Source organism: Deltaproteobacteria bacterium, assembly GCA_016235345.1.
Taxonomy (GTDB): Bacteria; Desulfobacterota; Desulfobacteria; order Desulfobacterales; family Desulfatibacillaceae; genus JACRLG01.
The window spans coordinates 96,434-116,670 of the sequence record JACRLG010000024.1; the positions used below are offsets into that span (position 1 = coordinate 96,434).

18 protein-coding genes are annotated in these 20,237 nt (G+C 58.2%); 12 read left to right on the top strand and 6 right to left on the bottom strand.

Annotated elements, in window-relative coordinates; all coding sequences use genetic code 11:
• Positions 1-25 precede the first annotated feature (25 nt).
• The 9 genes from pheA (at position 26) to asnB (ending at position 10,686) form a co-directional block, all read left to right on the top strand.
• On the top strand, positions 26-1,123 hold the full coding sequence (gene pheA / locus HZB23_12420) for a prephenate dehydratase (protein MBI5845459.1): 1,098 nt from the start codon (positions 26-28) through the stop codon (positions 1,121-1,123).
• A gap of 171 nt (positions 1,124-1,294) precedes the next feature.
• Positions 1,295-2,128, top strand: a complete 834-nt coding sequence (locus HZB23_12425; GenBank protein ID MBI5845460.1) for a shikimate dehydrogenase — start codon at positions 1,295-1,297, stop codon at positions 2,126-2,128.
• Between the two features lie 2 nt (positions 2,129-2,130).
• Positions 2,131-3,393 carry a 3-phosphoshikimate 1-carboxyvinyltransferase gene (gene aroA, locus HZB23_12430; GenBank protein ID MBI5845461.1) on the top strand — a complete coding sequence of 421 codons (1,263 nt, stop codon included), beginning with the start codon at positions 2,131-2,133 and terminating at the stop codon, positions 3,391-3,393.
• Positions 3,390-3,929 (top strand): shikimate kinase AroL, encoded by a 540-nt coding sequence (gene aroL, locus HZB23_12435; protein ID MBI5845462.1) that lies wholly within the window; start codon positions 3,390-3,392, stop codon positions 3,927-3,929. Before aroA ends, aroL begins: the two co-directional genes overlap by 4 nt.
• Complete coding sequence (aroC, locus tag HZB23_12440; protein ID MBI5845463.1) at positions 3,919-4,980, top strand: chorismate synthase; 1,062 nt, start codon at positions 3,919-3,921, stop codon at positions 4,978-4,980. Before aroL ends, aroC begins: the two co-directional genes overlap by 11 nt.
• A 166-nt stretch (positions 4,981-5,146) precedes the next feature.
• Positions 5,147-6,016, top strand: coding sequence for a prephenate dehydrogenase/arogenate dehydrogenase family protein (locus HZB23_12445; protein MBI5845464.1), 870 nt, complete (start codon positions 5,147-5,149; stop codon positions 6,014-6,016).
• Positions 6,017-6,093: 77 nt separating this feature from the next.
• Entirely contained in the window at positions 6,094-7,275 is a 1,182-nt protein-coding gene (locus HZB23_12450) for a radical SAM protein (GenBank protein ID MBI5845465.1), read from the top strand.
• A gap of 287 nt (positions 7,276-7,562) precedes the next feature.
• The gene (locus HZB23_12455) at positions 7,563-8,744 is read left to right on the top strand and encodes a hypothetical protein (protein MBI5845466.1); all 1,182 of its coding nucleotides are present in this window, start codon (positions 7,563-7,565) and stop codon (positions 8,742-8,744) included.
• Between the two features lies 1 nt (position 8,745).
• Positions 8,746-10,686, top strand: a complete 1,941-nt coding sequence (gene asnB / locus HZB23_12460; protein MBI5845467.1) for an asparagine synthase (glutamine-hydrolyzing) — start codon at positions 8,746-8,748, stop codon at positions 10,684-10,686.
• On the opposite strand, the gene HZB23_12465 is transcribed toward asnB, so the two are convergent.
• The gene (locus tag HZB23_12465; GenBank protein ID MBI5845468.1) at positions 10,649-11,416 is read right to left on the bottom strand and encodes a glycosyltransferase family 2 protein; all 768 of its coding nucleotides are present in this window, start codon (positions 11,414-11,416) and stop codon (positions 10,649-10,651) included. The genes asnB and HZB23_12465 overlap by 38 nt on opposite strands.
• Positions 11,413-12,411: an SUMF1/EgtB/PvdO family nonheme iron enzyme gene (locus HZB23_12470; protein MBI5845469.1), complete on the bottom strand. Its 999-nt coding sequence runs from the start codon at positions 12,409-12,411 to the stop codon at positions 11,413-11,415. The genes HZB23_12465 and HZB23_12470 overlap by 4 nt, the downstream gene beginning before the upstream one ends.
• 562 nt (positions 12,412-12,973) lie before the next feature.
• Here HZB23_12470 and HZB23_12475 point away from each other — a divergent pair.
• From HZB23_12475 to hemW, 3 genes are all read left to right on the top strand, one after another.
• Positions 12,974-13,702, top strand: a complete 729-nt coding sequence (locus HZB23_12475) for a SapC family protein (protein ID MBI5845470.1) — start codon at positions 12,974-12,976, stop codon at positions 13,700-13,702.
• Positions 13,703-14,010: 308 nt separating this feature from the next.
• Positions 14,011-15,174, top strand: coding sequence for a radical SAM protein (locus HZB23_12480; protein MBI5845471.1), 1,164 nt, complete (start codon positions 14,011-14,013; stop codon positions 15,172-15,174).
• 202 nt (positions 15,175-15,376) lie between these two features.
• The gene (gene hemW, locus HZB23_12485) at positions 15,377-16,546 is read left to right on the top strand and encodes a radical SAM family heme chaperone HemW (protein ID MBI5845472.1); all 1,170 of its coding nucleotides are present in this window, start codon (positions 15,377-15,379) and stop codon (positions 16,544-16,546) included.
• A 7-nt stretch (positions 16,547-16,553) separates the two neighbouring features.
• On the opposite strand, the gene HZB23_12490 is transcribed toward hemW, so the two are convergent.
• From HZB23_12490 to HZB23_12505, 4 genes are read right to left on the bottom strand one after another with little or no spacing between them, the layout of a single operon-like run.
• Entirely contained in the window at positions 16,554-17,288 is a 735-nt protein-coding gene (locus HZB23_12490; protein ID MBI5845473.1) for a hypothetical protein, read from the bottom strand.
• Positions 17,285-18,505: a bifunctional phosphopantothenoylcysteine decarboxylase/phosphopantothenate--cysteine ligase CoaBC gene (gene coaBC, locus HZB23_12495; protein MBI5845474.1), complete on the bottom strand. Its 1,221-nt coding sequence runs from the start codon at positions 18,503-18,505 to the stop codon at positions 17,285-17,287. Before coaBC ends, HZB23_12490 begins: the two co-directional genes overlap by 4 nt.
• Before the next feature lies 1 nt (position 18,506).
• Positions 18,507-19,652: a glycosyltransferase family 4 protein gene (locus tag HZB23_12500; GenBank protein MBI5845475.1), complete on the bottom strand. Its 1,146-nt coding sequence runs from the start codon at positions 19,650-19,652 to the stop codon at positions 18,507-18,509.
• 6 nt (positions 19,653-19,658) lie between these two features.
• On the bottom strand, positions 19,659-20,150 hold the full coding sequence (locus HZB23_12505; protein ID MBI5845476.1) for a septum formation initiator family protein: 492 nt from the start codon (positions 20,148-20,150) through the stop codon (positions 19,659-19,661).
• Positions 20,151-20,237 lie beyond the last annotated feature (87 nt).

Genomic DNA, 20,237 nt, shown 5'->3' on the forward strand with positions numbered 1-20,237 from the left:
GGCCTTTCCATGAAGGATTACTTCCATGAACGGACCCCCAAACGGCAGGGACGCTGAATTAGCCGCCCTGCGGCAGGAGATTGACTCCGTTGACGAGCAGATGGTCAATCTCCTCAACAAGCGCATCGAAATCGCCCAGAGAATAGGGCGGGTGAAAAAGGACAAGGGCCTTTCGGTGGTGGATTTCTCCCGTGAAAGGGCCGTGCTTTCAAGGGTTGCGTCCTTGAACAACGGGCCGCTTCCCCAGGACACCTTAAGGCTCGTTTACGCCGAGGTGATGGCGGCGGCCCGCAAGATTCAAAAGCCGGTAAAGGTCGCCTATTTCGGCCCGGAGGCCACCTTTACGCATCTTGCCGCCACCCGCCACTTCGGCCAGACCACGAGCTTCGTGCCTCAGGTCTCCATTGCCGACGTGTTCGACGAGGTGGAAAAATCAAAGTGCGAGTACGGCGTGGTGCCGGTGGAAAATTCCATCGAAGGCGCTGTGAATCACACCTTAGACCTTCTCTACAGCGCCGACGCCCTGATTCTCGCCGAAATCTACACCCCCATAGTGCATGAACTTATGAGCAAGGGGGCGAAGATCGAGGACATCAAAAGGGTGTACTCCCACCCGCAGCCCCTGGCCCAGTGCAGGGCATGGCTTCGGAGGCACCTTCCCAACGCGGAGCTAGTGGAGGCGGCCTCCACCTCAGAGGCGGCCAGGCTTGCGGTGAAGGAGCCGGGAACAGCCGCCATCGCATCCAGCCTCGCGGCGGTGGTGTACGATCTTGACGTGCTTGCCTCCCACATCCAGGACGCCACCCACAACGCCACCCGATTCCTTGTAATCGGCAAGGACAAGGTGTCCCCGACCGGTAACGACAAGACCTCCATCCTCTTCGCCACGGCCCACGTTCCGGGCGCGCTCTACCACGCGCTTCAGCCCATTTCGGAATCGGGCATAAACATGGTGAAGCTGGAGAGTCGGCCATCCAAAAGCGCAAGCTGGCATTATCTTTTTTACGTCGATCTGGTGGGCCACATCGAAGACGAGATCGTAAAGGGCGTGCTGGAAAAGATGCAGCCGTACTGCGCGTTCATCAAGTGGCTGGGGTCGTATCCCATCTCCGAGAACGTCTGAAAGCCTGTCTAAAAAAGCGAACTGCGTGCGCCAGCGCATCGCCTCGCGGCTCGGTCACGTACAAAAGAGTACGCTCCCTCGCCACTCGCTCGCGCGCCTTGCATTTCATCGTTTTTATCCAGGCTTTGTGCCCGGCTTTTTTCAAATAAGGCGGGCAAAGGAAATAATAATATGCTGCCTGACGCAAAAACCGTTCTCCACGCCGTTTTCGGGCACCCGGTGGGCCACAGCCTGTCGCCTTCCATGCACAACAGGGCCTTTTCAGAACTTGGCTTAAACTGCGTGTATCTCGCCTTTGACGTCACCGACATAGGGGCGGCCATGAAGGCGGTGCGGACGCTTTCCATGCGCGGGGCCTCGGTCACCATTCCCCATAAGCTTGCGGTGATGGATCATCTTGACGAGGTTGACGAGGCGGCCCGGAAAATGGGAGCGGTGAATACCATCATCAATGACGGCGGGCGGCTTTACGGGAAAAACACCGACGGCCTTGGCGCTGTCATTGCCCTTGAGGAAAAAATTTCGCTTGCGGGAAAATCCCTCCTTCTTCTGGGAAGCGGCGGGGCGGCGCGGGCCGTGGCCCACGCGGTGAAAAACGCCGGGGCGAAGGTGGCCATCGCCCACAGGCCGGAGGACGCCCAAGAGGCTGAAACACTCGCGGGTGAAGTTAATGCCAAGGTGCTGCTTCTATCGCAAGCATCCGGGGAGTCCTGCGATATTGCAGTCAACGCCACGCCCCTCGGCATGGCTCCCAAGGTTGAAGATACCCCTGTATCCGCCGATTTTTTCCGGCCCGGAATGGTTGTGATGGACGTTGTATACAATCCCCTTGAAACCCGGTTTTTGCGGGAGGCGAAACAAAAAGGCTGCGAAACGGTTGACGGGGCCGCAATGTTCGTTTACCAGGGAGCAGCGCAGTTCACGCTTTGGACGGGCAGGGAAGCGCCGTATGCCGTGATGAGAAAAACCGTGCTTGACGCTCTTTTTCCCCAACCAGGAAAATGAAAATGTACAAGACCATAAAGTCGGCCCAAAGCGGCCCGTTTACGGCAAGCGTGCCCGGTTCCAAGAGCCTGACCCACAGGATGCTCATTGCGGCAAGCCTTGCCGCAGGCGAATCGGTGATCGAAAACGCCCTTTTGAGCCGCGACACGGAGCTCACCCGCGAGGGCCTTGTCCGAATGGGGGCCGGGATCACCCAAAACGGGTCCCGCCTGGAAATCACAGGCACCGGGGCCGATCTTGCGCCTTATTCCGATCCCATTTACCTGGAAAATTCAGGCACTTCCATGCGCCTCCTGTCAGCGGTGGCGGTGCTTGGAAAGGGAGCCTACACCCTGACCGGAAGCCGCCGCATGTGCGAGCGTCCCGTGGGTGAGCTTCTTTCGGCCATAAACGCGCTTGGCGCGGTTGCCGAGGCATTAAGCCCAGGCGGCTGCCCTCCGGTGCGCATAAAATGCCGCCCCATAACCGGAAGCCACGTTTATGTTGACTGCCGAAAAAGCTCCCAGTTCCTTTCCGCGCTTCTCCTCATATCCCCGTACTGCCCGGAGGGGCTCGCCATCTCGGTTTCAGGGGGCTTGGTTTCAAGGCCCTACGTGGACCTCACTCTTTCGGTGATGAATTCCTTCGGCGTGGAAGTCAAACGCGAAGGCTATGAAAATTTCTCGGTAACGGGTAAGGATTTCTATCTTCCAGGCAAGTACGCGGTGGAGCCGGACGCGAGCGCCGCCAGCTATTTTTTCGCGGCAGGGGCCATCACCGGAAACCCGGTAACGGTTCCCGGCCTTTCCGCAACCTCAGCCCAGGGGGACGCCGGGTTCGTCAGGGTGCTGGAAAAAATGGGCGCAGTGGTGCGAGAGGGCAGGCAGGGCATAACGGTTTCCGGCGGCCAGCTCAAGGGGATCACCGTCGACATGGGCGACATGCCCGACGTGGTGCCCACACTTGCCGCCGTGGCGGCCTTTGCCAAAGGGACAACGCGGATTCTCAACGTGGCGCACCTTAAGGTGAAGGAGTCCGACAGGCTGGAGGCAGTTGTCCGGGAGCTCTCCCGAATGGGAATCAAGGCCGCAACCGACGGCGAAACCCTCACCATAGAAGGCGGCGTCCCGAAACCGGCCTCCATCGAAACATACGAGGACCACAGAATAGCCATGAGTTTTGCCGTGGTCGGCCTGAGGGCTCCGGGAACGGTCATCCGCGATCCTTCTTGCGTTGGCAAATCCTTCCCGGATTTTTGGGACCAGTGGGAGAAAATGTACGCATGATCCGTGCGCAAAATATTTATCTTACAGGATACCGATGTACCGGAAAAACAACCGTGGGACGGGCCCTGGCGGATGTGCTTGGGCTTGATTTCGCCGACGCGGATGAAGTTCTGGTGGGTGAAGCCGGAAAGGACGTGGCCTCCATAGTTGCCGAAGAGGGCTGGGAAGGATTTCGCGACCGGGAAAGCGCAGTGCTGAAAAGGCTTGCCGAGCATGGCGGGCTCGTTGTGGCCACGGGGGGCGGGGTCATCCTTCGTCCGCAAAATACGGCGCTCATGCGGGAAACCGGATGCGTGGTCTGGCTTACGGCGGAGCCTGCAGTCATCAGAAACCGCATGGGGGCGGATTCGGTCACGTCATCCCAGAGGCCGTCTCTTACGGGGCAGGATGTGCTGTCGGAGATCGAGGACGTGCTATCGCAGCGCGGCCCGCTTTACGCGGCGGCGGCGCACGTCACGATAGCCACGGACGATCTTCAGGTATCCGAAATAGTACGCGAAATTTTTGAATCAGCGGGGCAATTCCATGCCGGGTAACACCTTTGGAACAATGTTTCGGGTCACCACCTGGGGCGAAAGCCACGGCCCCGCCTTAGGCGCGGTGATAGACGGCTGCCCGCCCATGCTGGCCCTGTCCGAGAAGGACATCCAGACAATGCTGGACCGCAGAAAGCCCGGAAACGGCTCGGCGGCGGGGACGGCGCGGCGCGAGGGGGACAGCGTCCGCATACTTTCGGGCGTGTTCCAAGGCCTCACCACCGGAACCCCCATCTGCGTTATGGTGGAAAACACCGACCATAAAAGCCGTGATTACGGGGCGCTGGAGCGGGTTTTCAGGCCGGGTCACGGCGATTATACCTATTATAAGAAGTACGGCATACGCGACCACAGGGGCGGAGGCCGGGCCTCGGCCCGTGAAACGGTGGGCCGGGTAGCCGCCGGGGCCGTTGCCGGGCGGGTGCTGGAAAGGGCCGGTATAAAGGTTTTTTCCGCGACACTTGAAATGGGGGGCGTAAAGGCGGTAGATATGGATTACGCCCAATGCGGGGAAAACCCCTACTGCTGCCCGGACGCCGACGCGGCGCTGAAAATGGACGAGCGGGTGAAGGAGGTGCGGGGTATAGGGGACTCCATAGGCGGAATCGTGGAGGTAACCGCCACCGGCCTTTCCGCAGGGCTTGGCGAACCTGTTTTCGACAAGCTGGACGCGAAAATTGCGGCAGCCCTCATGAGCATAGGCGCGGTGAAGGGGGTTGAGATAGGCTCCGGTTTCGCCGCAGCCAGGTCCACGGGTTCCGTCAACAACGATCCCGTTACCATCCAGGGGTTTTCCTCCAACAACGCTGGCGGCGTTCTGGCCGGGGTTTCAAGCGGCCAGGACATAGTGGCCCGGGTGGCGGTGAAGCCCATACCCTCCATCGTCATGGAGCAGGACACCGTGGACCTCGAAAACAGCGCTGTGAAGCTTTCCGTGGGGGGCCGCCACGACGTGTGTGCAATTCCCCGCGTCAACGTTGTTTGCGAGGCCATGATCATGCTGGTTCTGGCGGATTTCATTCTTCAGCAGAGGGCTGTTTCCGGCTGGTAACAGCCCGCCGAAAAACGCGATTTGCTGTGTCAGGCTTCGCGGGCGTCGTGCTCACGTGCATAAAGCACGCTCCGCCGCCGTCCGCTTGCCTTCCTTGCACTTCATCGTTTTTATCCAGGCTTTTTCAACAGGCTGGCAGGCATTCGGAAGAAAATCACGGAGAAAAATGGAACCCCACTTTAATAGAAAAAGCGTAACCATAGGCATAATAGGCGGAACCGGGCTCATGGGCCAGTGGTTCCGCCGTTTTTTTGAAAGCGCCGGGCACAGGGTTCTCATCTGCGGCAGAAAAACGGAACTCACCGAAGACGAGCTTGTCCGGGGCTCCCAGGTGGTGATTATAAGCCAGCCGCTTTCCGCAGCCCTTGAAACCGCCCGCCGGGTGGGGCCGTTGATGGGCGAAACCCAGGCTTTGATGGACATCTGCTCGTTAAAAAGCGAGATTGCCTCCGCAATGCTGGAAAGCACCGGGGCCGAGGTGGTGGCGGCCCATCCGCTCTTCGGGCCTTCCACGGAATCATTAAAGGGCCAGAACGTGGTTCTCTGCCCCATGCGGGGTTCAGTCTGGGCGGCCTGGCTTGGGGCTGAGCTTTCAAAGGGAGGGGCGAAGGTCACCCAAAGCGATCCGGTAACCCACGACCGCATGACCGCCGTGGTGCAGGGCCTGACGCACTTCATCACCATAGCCCTTGGCCGCACCCTTGCCGATCTGGGCCTTGCCCCGGAAACCCTTCTTCCCTTCGCCACCCCCATCTTCCGGGCCAAGCTCGCCCTGGTTGGCCGGCTTTTCGCCCAGGACCTTTCCCTTTACGCGGCGCTTGTGGGAAAGAACCCGGAAGCCGCTTGGGTGATAGAAGCCTTCATGAAAGCCTGTCAGGAGGCGAAAGGCTCCATTTCGCCGGGCGCGAGCCCTGAAACCGGCATGGGGTATCTTGAGAACATCCGCGATTTTCTGGGGGATTACAGCGCAAGGGGCCTTAAAGAAAGCGACTTTTTTCTTGCGGCCCTGGCGGGATATGGGCGTAAGACCGAATAACAGGTTTCGGGAAAGATTTCCGGTCCGGCGGAGCATAAGGGATTCCGGTTTCCGTCCATTCATGAAGGGTCGCCTTAGTGTTTTTTAACCGCGCCGCAAACCGATTCCGCCTAACCCTTCTTTCGGCCCGCCACAGGCGTATGGCTGGAGCCGTGGCCGTTCGCCGGGCCGCCGAAATGCTGTGCCGGGCGCGTCCCGGTTTCGTGCTGCCCCACCCGGTGGAGCTTGTGGTGGCGGTGGAAAGCGCCTGTCAGTTAAAATGCTCCATGTGCGGAATAAGAAAGGTGATGAAGCGCCCGGAATTTTTTGGCCGACGCATCACCCGTGCCGACCTTCTCCCGGCGCTCACGGAAGCCTCGAAATGGCGGCCCCGCCCCTACCTCAAGCTGACCGGCGGGGAGCCGCTTCTTCTTGGCGACGGGCTTTTGGGGATGCTTGACGATGCCGGTCGCCTGGGCCTTGCTTCCAGGCTCTCCACCAACGGGGTGCTTCTTTCCGACGCCGCCCTCGCACGCGCCCTGGTAAAAACCGGCGTGGACGCCGTGACCATCTCCCTGGACGGGCCGCGCGACGTCCACAATGCCATAAGGGGCAGGGATTTCGCCTTTGACAGGGCCGCCCTGGGAATCAAAAATCTTTTCCTTGCGCGAAAATCCCTTGGAAGCGCGGGGCCGCTCATAATGGTTTCCACGGTGGTGAGCGCCGCCAACCACCACCGGCTGATCGAGCTTTTCGGAATTTTAAAAGAGCTTCCCATAGACTGGTGGAACGTCCAACTGATAAACTACGTTTCCGAAAAGGCCAGGGACGAGGCTGACGCCGTATCGAAGAGCTTCGGTTTCGAGCCGGGGGCCTGGGACGCCTTCGTGAACGAGCCGGTGACGCAGGTCAACCCGGAATCTCTTGCGGAGCAGTTGATGGCCGTGGCCGGGGCGCGGAAGAATTTCGTATTGAGTTTTCTCGACGCCGGGGGCTTTTCGCCGAGAAGCCTCAAAGCCTATTACGGGGGAAGCGAAATCGAGGTTTCGCCAAGATTTTGCACGGTTCCGTATCTGGCAATGCACGTGGTTCCAAGCGGCGACATGGTGTTTTGCATAGATTATCCGCACGTGTCTTACGGCAACATAAAAACCCACGGCTTGAAAGATGCCTGGAAGTCGGAAACCGCCCGGAAATACAGGCGCTACCTTGAGGAATGCCGCAGGCTGACCGGGAGCAACCCGCCCCAGTGCCAAAGGTGCAACTGGCTTTACAACTGAGAAGTCTGCCGGAGCCCAGCCCACGTATGGAAACCGCCCAAGAAGAGTCAACAGGCGCGAAGAGTCCTCCCGCGCCTTTCACGCCGCCCGAAAACGCTTGGCTGCGCGATCTGTTCATTATCGCGGCAGCCTGGTTCGCCGTGCGCGTTCCGCTTATTGTTTTTCGGGTCAAGCCCTTCGTTCAATGCGACAGCTTCAACTACCCGACTTTTTTCAACGCTATACGTATTCCTCACTATCCTTTCATGTATGGCCAATTCCTGGAGTGTTTCGGGCATTTTCCCGCCATGCTGATTCAGCACTTTCTGGTGCTTTTCTGCGCCGTTATTTTATATTTCATAGGCAGGGATATCTCCGGCAGGAATGGAGGGCTTTTTTCGGGCCTTTTCGTGTCCGTTTACGGCGGCTTCGTTCTCTACGCCCACTCGATAATGAGCGAAACCCTGTTCAATTTTTTTGTGGTTTGCCATCTCGCAGTTCTCTGGATGGCCCTCAAAGAGGAAAAGGCCCGGTCAAAATGGTGCTGCGCGTGGTTTTTTCTGGCCGGATTTCTGGCTTCGGTGGCATCAAACGTGCGTCCGGTAATTCAATATCAGGTCTTCGTCATTTTTCTGGCCCTTTTTCCCTTTTACCTGGCCAGAAGGCAGGTAAAAAGCCTGTTGAAGTTTTCCGGCTGGCTGGCTCTCGGATTTCTTTCGCTCCACCTTTATGTGGCAGGGGCCACTTATACCCACTACGGGCTTTTCGGAATTTCGTCCGGGCTTCCGAAGGCGGCGATGTATCGCCTGGTTTACGATTCCAAGGCCCCCCTGTCAGGAGTCAGGGTTTCAGATCCGAAACTTGCGGCGGTAAGGGATTATCTGGTCCAAGTCGGCCCTGATGACAAAAATATCTGGGTTAACGCCTTTAACCACATAACCGGTGAGATACTTCCCAAATTCAATGGAAACAGGTGCGTGTACAACATTGAAACCGACCGGGTGATAATGGAGCTGTGGAGAAAATATGTATTGACCTACCCCTTTGAGTATTTCAGGTATTCGGTGGCCGAGCTTGTCCTGCAGTTGTTGTACGTCGAAAAGTTCAGCGGCCTTTTGGAGTTCTCCCAGCGCATGTCGAAAGACGGCCCCCCCCCGCCTTCATCCCGCGCGGTCTCTTTTCTTCGCGCCTTTTATCTCCTGTTTTCATCGATGCTGGGGAATATTTTTTTTATCATCTTCGGAATAACGGCAGGTTTTTTATTCATGCGAAGAGAAAATGATCCGAAAAATTATTTTATGGCCTGCCTGTTTCTCACCATGTTCTTTCTTTACGTACCCCAATTTTTTGCGAGCCTGGGCATGATCCGGTACAGGTATCCATTCGACATGGTTTTTTTTCTTGCGGCGGGAGCCGGTTTTTCCAGACTCAGCCTTAATTCCGCCCGGAAGCGTGCCATGTCGAAGATCGCCCCCGGCGGGGGGAAATAATATGTGCGGAATAGCCGGGGCTGCAGGAAAAATCCGGGTGACGGAAAAGGAGCTTTGCTCCGCCCTTTCGGTCATGCGCAACAGGGGGCCGGACGGAAGCGGCGTCTTTATGGATGACGGCGCGGCCCTTGCCCACACCCGGCTGGCCATCCTGGATTCGGCGGGCGACGCCGGACGCCAGCCCATGAGGGACCCTTCGGGGCGGTACGCGATTGTCCATAACGGCGAGGTGGGCAATTTCAGGGAAATCCGGCGGGAGCTGGAAAAAAGCGGACTCCGTTTTTTTTCCGGCACGGACACCGAGGTGATCCTTGCGGCCTACATCCTTAGGGGTGAGAGGTGCCTTGACGATTTTTCCGGCATGTTCGCCTTCGCGATTTGGGACAGGCTGGAAAAGAGCCTCTTTTTCGCACGCGACCGGCTGGGCATAAAGCCATTTTATTACGCCGAAAAAAACGGCTGTTTCTATTTCGGGTCCCAGCCGCGCGCCATAACGGCCCTGGGATTCGGCCCCGTGTCGCCCAACCCCAAGGCTTTGGCCTATTTTCTCCAGTTTAGGCACAACGACCTTGACGAGACCATCTTCAGGGGCGTGATGAAGCTCCAGCCCGGCCACAGGGGAACCTTCAAAAACGGGCGGGCCGAGATTTCGCCCTGGTGGACCCTGCCACGGTTCGGAACCGGTGACGGATCATCGAGGCCCGAAGAGCTTGGCGCGCTTCTGGAAAGCGCCGTGAAGACGAATCTATTGGGCGACGGGGCCACCGGGCTCTTTCTTTCGGGCGGGCTCGATTCATCGGGGCTTCTTGCCATCATGAGCGAAAGCGAAAGGCCGGTCCACACCTTCACCGTGGAAATGGACGGGCTTGGGGCGTCCGGCAACCTTCCCGCGCTTTCGGAGCGCTTCGGAAACGTCCATCACCCGGTTGCGGTGGACGCCGAAGCCTGTCGGCTTTTGCCCGAAATCGTCTGGCATTACGACGAACTGAACGCCGACCCGGCCTCCATTCCCCTTTATCTTCTTGCAAGGGAGGCCGCCCGGCACGTGAAGGCGGTGTGCGCTGGCGAGGGCGCTGACGAGCTTTTCGGGGGCTACGAGAGGATATACATCCTAAACGCCCTAAGGCTTGCAGGAAGGCTGGCTCCCAAGGGCCTCCTGCAGGTTTTGCCGGAAGCCATGCGGCTTGCGCCCAAAAAGCTGATGGACGGGATTTTCCCCTATTTTTCCATGCTCATGCCCGAAGGGCTCGACCGGCTGAAAATCCTTCTGGCCGATTCCGCCAATCCGCGCAAAAGCTACCTCGCCCTTCAATCGGTAATAATGCCCCACGAGATGAAGGGCCTGATCCTTTCCGAGCATCTTGACCAAGGCAGCATAGAGGCCCTTGCGGAAGGCGTCATGGCCCCCTGGATCGGGGCTGCGGGCAACAGGGAAGGCCTGCCTGAGCTTCTGCGTTTCGAGCTGGCCAAGAGGCTTGCCACGGATTTACTGATGAAGTCGGACGCCATGACCATGGCTCACGGCCTGGAATGCCGGGTGCCTTATCTCGATCACAGGGTGGTGGAATTTGCGGCCAGGATTCCCATGGATAGCCAGGTGGGGCTGGGCGGCGGAAAAAAGTTTCTCCGTGCGGCCTTAAAATCCCGTTTGCCGGAAAGGGTTGTCAGGCAGAAAAAGGAGAATTTTTTCGTGCCCATCCACCACTGGCTGGCGAGCCTCAAACCCCTCACGGAGGCGATGCTGTCGGAAAAAAACATAAGGCGGCAGGGGATGTTCGATCCGAAAAGGGTGGGGATGCTGGTGGAAAGATACCGATCCGGGAAACTCTATTACGCCCGCATCGTATGGAACCTTCTGACCTATGCCCTGTGGCACGAAATATTTATGGAAAGGGGCGGCGCGTTCACGAAAGGGGAGCGTTACGGCGGGGATTTTTCCTGAACCTGAATACGTAAGTCAGCCGGATGAGCTTTACAGCCATGAGAAAGGAATCCCGCAAAAGCCTTACCGAGGACTGGCCCACCCTGCGGTAATAGTTGATGGGAACATTGGTCACCCGAAAGCCTCCGAAAACGGCCCCCATCGTTATGGTTGACGTGAAGCTGAAGCCTTCGGGATAGTGGTCCCAGAACCTAAGGCAAAGCTCGCGGGAAAACACCCTCATGCCGCTGTTTAAGTCGGTTATCGGGGAGCCGGTCAGGATGGATGCGGCAAGATTGAGGCCCCGCTTCAAAAAGACCCTGAGGGGAAATTCCTCAACAACCGGGCCGTTTCTGGTGCCCACCACCATGTCGCTTACGTTCATCAGCTCCGCAAGCCGGGCCATGTCGCCTGCGGGATAGCTTCCGTCCGCGTCGATTATGGCGATGAGAGGCGCGGAGCCATTTTCTATGCCGGTTTTTAGCGCCCTTCCGTAGCCCCTGTTTTTTTCGTGGCGCACCACCGTAACCAGGGGGTCCGGGCATTGGAGAAGGCAGGGCGCGGACGAGCCGTCATCAACGACGATGATGCGGAAGCTCCCCCTTTTCGCAAGCGAGAACTTCACCCCGTCCACGGTTTGGCGCACCACCTCCCCGGATTCGTTATAAACCGGGATGATCACGTCAAGCCCCGGAGTTGCTTCGTCCTGCGAAAAATGCCGCCCCGGTTTTTCGGTCGCGCTGCGATTCATCGGGAAAAAAGCGTCCGAATGAAACAGCCGCCGCCACCGCCGCCCTCGGAGGAGCTAGGTTTTACAACCACCGTGCCGCCGCCGCCCGAACCGCCCTGGCCGGGGAGGTAGGCGTAAGGGGAAAGCTGGCGAAGAACCCGAAAGCCTATGCCCTTGTTGGTTACTGAGGCTGACGCGGGCGAGCGGTTGGCCGACGAGCAGTCCGAGCCGGGCGGTATGTAGGCCGATTCCTGGAAAGAGCCTCCGCGAGTTATTCTTGCGGTGCCGGTTGAAGGGCCTGACGGGTCGTTCTGGGCCGCCGCCGAATAGCCGTCGTAGTAGTCCAGCACCCATTCGGCCACGTTGCCGTGCATGTCGTAGAGCCAGTCGGTGGCGGCAAGGCCCCACCTGGTGGGCAGCTTTAGGCCGACGGGGTGGGTAAAGGCTTCTCCTAAAAGCACGGTGTTGTCCCGAAACCAGGCGTAATCGGCCAGGTTGTCAACGGTGATTTCAGGCGAATAGGTCATGAAGTTTCCCAGGTTTCCAACCCGGGCCGCGTATTCCCATTCCGCCTCGGTTGGGAGCCTGTACCAGTTGGCGCCTGCCAGGGCGTTTTTTGCCGCGCACCAGGCCATGGCCTGGGTCCAGCTTATGCAGGAGGCCGGGAAGGCGTCGTCCTCGTCTTCGGTGGCTCCGAGAACGACTCCCTCGCGCGGGGTTACGCCGTCGTCTTCAAGCCAGGGCCGGGTGGCCATCACGTCGAACCATTCCCCTCGCGTGATCTCGTGTTTGCCCAGGTAAAAGCCCGAAACAGTCACCGAGTGGGCGGGCTTTTCATCAGCGTTGGCATCGGGCGCGGTGCTGCCCATGTTGAAGGTGCCGCCCTTGATCCACACGAATCCGTCGATTACGGGCTCCGCCAGGGCGGAAGCAAGGGGGAACGCGGCCAGGAAAAGAACAAGGGCGGCCAGTAGGATTGTGCCGACACCGGCATTTCGTGCGCCGGGTTTTTTCATGCGAAACCTCCGCTTTAAGGACCGTTTTTTCGATTTCCCGAGGAAATTTTGGTGAAGATTTTGACAAGCTCCAAAACATGCCTATATTGCGACATCAAAAAAGACAGGGAAAGCCTTTTCAATCAAGCCTTAAAAGCCTGTTGAAAAACTCGAATAGGACAGGCTGATGAAAAACGATGAGCCGTGAAGGCGGTACGAAAAGCCAATGAGTCAAGCGTACCCGCCCAGGAAATCGCAGAGTTCTTGGGCTAAATCAGTATGTTCGTACGTGACGGAATTGGCTTTGAAGTGCGAACACTGGCGGATCGCGTTTTTCGACAGCCTGTTAAAGATAGACCAACCGGATTGATAAGGCAACACTCAATCGGATGGAATTTTCAAGGCCCGTGGTGAAGCCCGCCACAAACATTCTGTGAAAAACATTGAATTATCCGATTGTTGCGGTTGACGGGCGGTTTTTTTTCTGGTATCGAGAATCGCCTTCCTGGAACAGAAGCCCATTTTTCGCCGGGCTTCCATTTGACTTTTTTCACTGCACCACAAAACCTCAAGGAGAAACATCATGGCAGAAGCCGGTATCTACAAAAACCCCATTTTCATCAATTCCGTAACCCACAAATCCGTCAAAATCGCCCCCGTAACCAACTTCTCCTTTGCCGCAAAACTGAACTCAGTGGTGCTGGTGGGCCAGGAATTCCTGGAAGCCGCAAAATACTATCCCGTGGTCTTCACAAAGACCAACAATGAAGATATCGTGCCCGTGGCCATCCTTGGCCTTAGGAACAATGAGAACATGTTTGTGGACAAGAAGGGCAACTGGAAGGAAGGCTGCTACATCCCCGCCTTTTTCCGCCGCTATCCCTTCATCCTTGCAAGCAACGTGGGCCAGGACGGCTCCTTTGCGGTGTGCGCGGATTCCAGCTACGACGGTTTCGGCAAGGACACCGGTTTCGCGCTTTTCGACGACAAGGGCGAGCAGACCAAGGAGTTTCAGAACGTGGTGGCCTTCCTTCGCAACTACCACATGCAGCACGCCGCCACCCAGGAGATGATCAAGACCCTGGCCGATTCCAAGCTCTTCAAGGATTTCACCGCCAACATCACCCTGCCCGCAGGCGAGAAGATCGGCTTCGGTAAGCTCCTCATGGCCGACGAGACCGCGATCTCCGGCATGGACGAGGCAAAGATAGTGAACCTGGTGCGCACAGGCTATCTCGCGGTGATCTACGCGCATCTTTATTCCCTGTCCAACTTCCGCTCCCTCATGGCCATGGCCGGGGCCAAGAAATAGCCTTGACAGCCCGTCGAAAAACGCGATTTGCTGTGTTGCACTTCAAAGCCAATTCCGTCACGTACGAAAAGTACGCTTACTCATTGGCTTTTCGTGCGCCTTGCAACTCATCGTTTTTCGGCGGGCTTTACTGCCAGTCTTTTTCAACAGGTTGTTAAAGCCTTGATTGTTTAAATGGGCGTCCGGGGGTGGGTAATCTCATCTTCGGACGCCTTTTTTTATCCTTCTCCCGCTTCCGACCGTCCCTCCCCCGCTCCTTGACTTTTCAGGCTTAAAGCCTGACTATTGGCCGAAAGGAGGGACGGAAAATGCCCAAGCCGGAAAAGGATGCGCCATACACGGGTTTCGAGCAGGGGCCCATAAGGCCACCAAGCGAGGCGAGAAGCCTTCTCGTGCGGGTGACGCGAAACTGCCCCTGGAATCGCTGCACATTCTGCCCGGTTTACAAGGGGGCGGATTTTTCGTTAAGGCCCGTAGGCCACGTTATGGCCGACATCGACTCCGTGTGCGGGCATCTTGCGGAGATTTTCAGGCTGGCCCAGGAGCCTTCGGGCCTGACTCAGGACGGCGTAAACGGCCTGATGGAAAGGCTCGCCCCAGGCGAGCGCCCGGCCTTCGCAGCCGCAATCAACTGGTACACATCAGGCATGGAATCCATTTTTCTGCAGGACGCCAACAGCCTGATAATAAAACCAGCCGACCTCGTCGCCATTCTAAGGCACCTTAAAGAGCGCTTCCCCTGGGTGAAAAGGATAACCTCCTACGCCCGCAGCCACAGCGTGGCGCGCATAAGCGATGAGGACCTCGCGGCAATTGGCGGGGCGGGCCTGAACCGCATACACATCGGCATGGAATCGGGCTCGGACGCGGTTTTATCCAAGGTTAAAAAGGGCGTCACCAAGGCGGAGCAAGTGAAGGCGGGGCAGAAGGTGAAAAAGGCCGGTATCGAGCTTTCCGAATACGTGATGCCGGGCCTTGGCGGGCGGGAGCAATCGCTGGAAAACGCCCTGGAGACGGCGGACGCCTTGAACCTCATCAACCCGGATTTCATCCGCCTGCGCACCCTTGCGGTGCCGTCATCCACGCCTCTTTTCGCCGAGCTTTCAAGCGGGGCATTCACTCAGGCCACCGAGGTTGAGGTTGCGGAGGAAATCCTCCTTTTCCTGGAAAACCTCAAGGTGACCGGCACCGTGCTTGCGTCCGATCATATTCTGAACCTTTTCGAGGACATGGAAGGCGTCCTGCCAAGGGATCAGCCCGCCATGATCGCCACGGTAAGGCGCTTTCTGGCTCTTGATCCCGAAATACGCACCCTTTACCAGGTGGGGCGGCGCATAGGGGTTTTCCGTGGGCTTTCGGACATGAAAAACCCGGACGCGGCGGCCCGCGCAAAAGCCATGATGGAGCGGCTTTCCATAACCCCGGAAAACGTGGATGAGACTATCAACCGCATAATGCGTTCCTTCGTGTAGCAGGCCATCCACAAGCGCGAACTGCTGTGTCAGAGCAAAGCGGGCGGGGCGTCATGTACGACAAGTACTATTTCTTCCCGCCCGATTCACTCAACCTTCGCATTTCATCGCTTGTGATCGGCCTGAGGGGTTGCGGAAAAACCTAATGCACCGATAAGGCGTTTTTTGCTTGGGTGTTCAAGACAGTTTAGAGGCATATTAAATGGCGGCCTGCAAAAAATCTTCGCCGCTGCCCGGCCTTTACATCCACGTGCCCTTCTGCGTGAAAAAATGCCCCTACTGCGCGTTTTATTCGGTTACGGACCTAAGCCTCACAGGCTCTTATGTGGACTCGCTTTTGAAGGAGATGGAGTTTCAGGCGGCAGGTTCGGGCTTTTCGGGTTTCGATACCGTCTATTTCGGCGGCGGCACCCCAAGCCTTCTGACTCCATCACAAATCAAGGCAGTTCTTGACCGCGCGGCGGGGCTTTTCTCCCTTGCGGGCGATCTTTCCGTCACCCTGGAGGCCAACCCGAAAACCGTGAGCCGGAAAACTCTTGAGGGCTACAGGGCGGCGGGGGTCAATCGAATCAATTTCGGGGTCCAGTCCTTCAACGGCGAAAACCTGAAATTCCTGGGCAGAATCCATGATTCGGGCGATGCGAAAAAGGCTCTTGCCGACGCCCGGAAAGCAGGATTTACCGACGTGGGCCTCGATCTCATTTTCGGCCTTCCCGGCCACTCCCCCGAATCCTGGCGCGCCGATCTTGCGGAAGCCCTGAGCTTTTCGCCGGAGCACCTTTCCTGCTACATGCTCACCATCGAAAAGGACAGCCCATTCGGAGCCATGAGGGAGAAGGGCAGGGCGATGTCCGCCGATGATGGCCTTCTGGCGGACCTTTTTTTGCTGACCCACGAGGTCCTGACGGGAGCGGGTTACATCCACTACGAGGTTTCCAACTACTCGAAAAGCCACGGTTTTCTGAGCCGTCACAACGTGAAGTACTGGAACGGCGCGCCCTACCTGGGGCTTGGTCCCTCGGCCCACAGTTTTGACGGCACCTCGCGCCGGTGGAACGCCGGAAATCTTTACGATTATCTTGCGATGGCGGGAAAGGGCGGGTCAGCCTGCGAGGGCAGGGAGGAGCTTTCAGGCCGGGATCGGATTCTTGAGACCCTTTTCATTGGCTTAAGGCAGGCGGAGGGGATCGATGTCGGGGCTTTTTCAGGCATGGCCGGGCTGGATTTCTTCGAGGTTTTCGGCGGGGCCTTCAAGAGGTGCGAAAACGAGGGCTGGCTCATTTTGTCGGAGGGCCGGGTAAGGCCCACTCCTCACGGGATGCTTTTCAGCGACGGCATGGCGCGACTTTTCATTGAAAGCCTTGAAGAATGAGGGCTGATCAGCCTTCGGACTTCTTCTTTTGGGTCTTGGAAGCGGAGAGCCCAAGCCTTTTCATTATCACCTGCATGTGCTTCCATACCTCGCCCTTGATCTGTTTTTCCTCCTCCGGGAAACGGCAGGCGAGAATGGTTGACGGATGCCACGTGGGCAGCACCTTGCCGATTTCAGCCTGATGGAATCGCCCGGCAAGCGCGGCGAAGGGGGCTTTTGCACCGAGCACGTCCCGTGTGGCCTTCTCGCCCAGAACGCAAACAGCCTGTGGCCTTATGGCGTTCATGACCTCATCGAGGCTCCCGCTTTCCTTTTCCCCTTCGATTCCCCCGTTCAGGTCGGCCACCTTGTATTCGTCGCCGGAAAATCCCATAGCTTGCGCGATCTTATTCAAAAGGGCTCCGGCCTCGCTGTTTGCCGGAATCGGCAGGTCACTCACGAAAAGAACCTTCACCCCGCTCGATGCGGCGTCCTGTGCAGGAGCGGCTATCGGCCTTGCAGCCTGCCTGGGCCGCGCTACGTTGGTCACTGGCTGAACTCGTTGATAAGGGGCATCCTTGTCGGCGGGGCGGGGAGCGGCCTTTGCCGGAGCTTTCGAGGAATCCCAGCGATCGAGCACGGCAAGGGCTTCCGGGGAAAGGTCGTATCCGGGGGAGCCTAAGTCCCTCTGAACGCGAAGGTCCTCGATGACCGCTTCGGTGAGGACAAGAAGTTCCTTCACAAGGGGCGCTGTGCGTTTCATTTTTCCAATTGGCCGTGAAGGATGAGCACGGCCTTATCCAAAATGTGATGGGCAAGGCTTGCCTTGGACATGAGCCCAAGCGAGTGGCTGGTTCCATCCCGAAAAAAGAGGGTGGCGCGGTTGGTTTCCGTGGAAAAGCCCGATCCTGCCGCCCCTATGAGGTTGGCCGCTATGATGTCCAGATTTTTCTTTTTCAGCTTTTCCGTGGCGTGACGCGCCAGCTTTTCGGTTTCCGCCGCAAAGCCCACCAGGACCGTTCCGGGGCGTTTATTCTCGCCGAGGGCGGCCAGAATGTCCGGGTTGGGGCAGAGGGACAGGGTCATGCAGTTGCGGGAGCCCTTGATTTTCTGATTTGCCGCCTCTTCGGGCCTGTAGTCGGAAACCGCAGCGGTTTTCACAACGATATCGGCCTTGGGGGCGTGGGCGAAGACAGCGTCGGCCATTTCCAGGGCCGAGGTAACCCTTATCACGGTCACGTTCTGGGGGGGCGTTATGTGGACCGGGCCTGTTACGAGGATCACCTCGGCCCCCCGGTGCTCGGCGGCGCGGGCAACGGCAAAGCCCATTCTGCCAGAAGACGGGTTGGACACGAAGCGCACCGGGTCGATGAATTCCCTGGTGGGGCCCGCCGAGACCAGAACCGTCCTGCCGGAAAGGTCCTTTTTGGTGAGGAGCATCTCGATCCTGTCAACGATGTCGGCGGGTTCGGGAAGCCTGCCTGCGCCCGTGTCCCCGCAGGCCAGAAACCCGCTTCCGGGCGCGATCACACCGTAACCCCGTTTCGCAAGGGCCGCCAGGTTGTCTTGGGTGGCCCGGTTTTCGTACATGTGGACGTTCATGGAAGGGCATAGAAGCACCGGCGCCGTGACCGCGAGAACCAGGGTGGAAAGCGGGTCGTCGGCTATTCCGTGGGCAATTTTGGCGCAGGCGTTTGCGGTGGCCGGAGCCACCACAACCAAATCCGCCTCGTTCGCCCAGGAGATGTGCCTTATGGCGTCGTCGCCTTTTTCCCACATGTCCTTATAAACCCGCTCGCCGCTTAAGGCCTCGAAGGTTAGGGGCCCCACGAATTTCGTGGCGGATTCTGTCATGACCACCCGCACCCTGGCGTCCTGTTTCTGCAGAAGCCTGAGAAGCTCAACGCTCTTGTAGGCGGCGATTCCGCCGCACACTCCCAGGACCACAGTCTTTCCGGCGAGCGCGCCGTTTTTTTCCATCTCACCGGCTCCTTTTGGAAGGCTTTTCAAAGGCTCCTGCGATCATCGATATAACGGACTTTTCATCGTACCGGGCAAGCATTTTCTCGCGCCCGGCGGCGCCCATTTCCCCGCACAGACCGGGATTTTCCAGAAGGCTGGAAACCGCCTCCGCCAGGGATTTCGCATCCCTCACCGGAACCAGGAGGCCGGTTTTTCCGTGATCCACAACGTCCCGGCAGCCGGGAACGTCTGCGGCCACTATGGGTTTCGCCATTGCCGATGCCTCCAGAAGGCTCCGGGGGGTGCCTTCCCGGTAGGAGGGAAGCGCCACAATCCTGGCCTTGGCCAGCCAGGGCCGCACGTCGTCGGTCTCCCCCGGCCATTCCAGGACGCCTTCATCGATCCAGGAGGCAATTTCCTTTTCGGGAATCACCGAAGGGTTGCGCTCGTCTCTGCGCCCCAGGATGACGAACCGGGCCTCCGGGCGCTTTTCCCGGACCATCCTTGCCGCCCCGGCGAATTCCCGGACGCCCTTGTCTTCCAGGAGCCGGGCCACCATGAGGATTACGGGCCTGTCGCCGTCAAGGGCTTCCGGGCGGGGGCGGAACCGGTCGCAGTCCACGCCGGAGCCCGGAAGGACGCCGGTATTTTCGGGCCTGGCAAGATTGCGGGACACGAAAAAGTCGCGGTCCTCGCTGTTTTGAAAAAAGGTGAAATGGGCGCTTGAAATGGCGGCCCTGTACATGGGCATCACGATACGCTTAAGCCAGCCCGACTGGCGGCCGGTGAAGGCGTAGCCAAGGCCGGTGATCGTGTTGACTATGCGGGGCACCCCCGCCAGGCGCGCCGCCACCGAGCCGTAGATCACGGGCTTTATGGTGAAGTGGAGAACCACGTCGGGCGCAAGTTTTCTGTAAAGGAAAAAAAGGTGAAACAAAAGCCTTAGGTCCGCCAGAGGGTTTATGCCGCGCCTGTCCACGGGTATGGGGATGAAATCGAAATCTTCCTCTCTAAGGCGCTTTTCGAAGCCATCGCCTTCCGCCCCGGCGCAGCGCACCTTGTGGCCTTTTGCAATGAGGCCCTTCATGAGGCCCGCGCGGAAGTTGTAAAGGGTCCAGGCGCAACGGGATACCACGAGAATGTTTTTTTGAATGGTTTTGCTCACCGCTGGCTATGTTTCTTTCTTTTTCCGGTCTTTTTTGTTTTCGGGTTTTTCCGTCTTTTTTCCGCCGGATTTTTTGGTGGACCCTTCCGATTTTTCCGGCTTTTTGGCCTCAGGCTTGTGGCCTTCCTCCTGCTCCCTTTTCAGCTTTCTGGCCTCCTCGACCCTCCGGGCCTCGTCTGCGGCTCGTTCTTCGGGCCACACGGGCTTGCCTGTCCGGGTCCTGTCAAAGGTGAAAACCATGTCGTCAGGGCCGGTCAGCCCGTATTCCTGCCTGGCCACGAACTCCACGAAAAAGGGGTCTTCCTTGAGCCTTTGGATGGTTCGCGCCATTTCGGCGTTTTCCTCTTCCATCTTTCGGTTGGCCGCAAGCACGGCCTCGTGTTCGCGGCGCTTGGCCTCAACAAGCTTCACCCCGTTATTGCTGAAAACCAGGAAAACGAAGGCACCGCAGGCCACCGCAAAGAGGGTTGCGAGTATGGCCGAATTTTTCCACCCCATGTGTCATTCGCCTCATCTGATCATGGTTTGCGAGTCAAAAACGCCGCGTCTCCGCCCGGAACTGGGAAAAGCGCGGGCCGCGCCGGA